The sequence below is a fragment of the Rhodococcus sp. EPR-147 genome, assembly GCF_001647185.1.
Taxonomy (GTDB): Bacteria; Actinomycetota; Actinomycetes; order Mycobacteriales; family Mycobacteriaceae; genus Rhodococcoides.
Genome location: NZ_LVCU01000553.1, coordinates 1 through 1,433, shown reverse-complemented (window position 1 = coordinate 1,433; position 1,433 = coordinate 1). Strand labels below are relative to the sequence as shown.

At 69.0% G+C, this 1,433-nt stretch carries 1 protein-coding gene and 1 pseudogene; both read right to left on the bottom strand.

Annotation, left to right across the window (positions count from 1 at the left end):
- Positions 1-1,150: Hsp70 family protein (locus tag A2J02_RS24720; protein WP_156516376.1), on the bottom strand; the 1,150-nt coding region annotated here is incomplete at its 3' end.
- Positions 1,147-1,433, bottom strand: a pseudogene (locus tag A2J02_RS28465) (hypothetical protein); the annotation flags it as partial. The pseudogene A2J02_RS28465 and the gene A2J02_RS24720, both read right to left, overlap by 4 nt.

The window sequence follows — 1,433 nt, the reverse complement described above, 5'->3', positions numbered from 1 at the left end:
TGGTCGAGGCGTTCTCGTCGACCGGAACGATCGGCTCGGATCGAAATTCCGAGGGAGCGAACACCGGAGCGACCGCAGGGATCGCCTCGGAGAACGCGAGGGACGGAGCGGGCGCGACGACCGGGATGGCGTCGGTGTCGAGGGACTCCGTGCCGTCGTTTCGGGTGACGACCGGCGCGGCGCCGGTCACCATGGAGTTGCCGTCGACATCCTCGACCTCGGCCAGCAGCAGGGCACCGCGGGTGGCAGCGAGCGGCTCGACGAGCACCGGGCCCGACGAGCGTTCGGTGATGTCGGTTGCCACCAACGGAAGTGCGGCGCTGCCGCCGGCGAGTATCACCGCGCCCGTCCCCGGCACGTCGAGCCGGCGGAGCAACGGCGCGACGAGGTCTGCGAACTCGGCTCGGGTCACCGTCGTGGACTGCGAGACACCGGGGAGTTCGACCGAGATCGTGGCGACGTCGGCCGTGCTCAAGGTTTGCTTGGCGGCCTCGCACGAGGCGACGACGCCGGCAAGGGCTGCCAGGACGGCCGCGTCGGACAGGTCGATGTGCTCGCGATCGGTCACCACGTGATCGAAGAGAGCGTCGGTGAACGCGTCTCCGCCGACGTCGGTGGTGCGGACCGTCCCACCTCCGGGGAAGGTGGAGATGTCGGTGCCGGTGGCCCCCATGTCGACCACGGTGACCGCTGCGCCCGGGCTCGGCTGCGCGAACGCGCTGGCGGCTTTCGCGTCGGGAACCAGGGCGACATCGGTGAGGCCGGTGTGATCGAGGGCGTCACGAAGCAGTGCGACGGCGGCGCGGGTCCACCGTGTCGGGTACGTCATCGTCGTGACGGCCATGTCGCTGGTTACGCCGGCCTTCGTGGACACCATCGTGACGAGGCAGTTGGCGGCGTTGGCCATCAAGTCCTCGGCGCGGTAGGCGTCGGCGTCGGGCTCGAGATTTTCCTGCTGACCGACCAGATCGACGAACCGAGTGAACGGTGCCGTCTCGGCAGGTTCACCGAGGTGGGCGCGGCCGTCCTCGTCGAATCTCAGACTCGTCGGCAGGACGACGATCGTCGGTTCGTCCTCGGCCGATGCGCGATAGGCCGCGACGGACCTGGTGTTGCCCACGGTTATTCCGAGATGGCCGGCATCGCTCATGGGGTCTCCGCCGATCGGTCGTTCGGTGCGATCTGTTCGGTTAAGGACTGCCCGTCGTCCGGGTCGGTGTCGGGGGTCTCAGGGGTGTCGGGGGTCTCGTCGGTTGGTTCGTCCGGAAGTTCCGGTCGGACCGGTTCGACGGCGATGGGAGGCTTCTCGCGGTCGTCGTCCTCGGGTGCCTCGAACGCCGGGCGCGTCTCGATCTCGATCCCGGGTTCGGTCTCGGTCGGTTCGCTCCGCGGGAGGTCGGAGGTTTCGGTGGGGGTCGTCTCTTCCGTGGTGG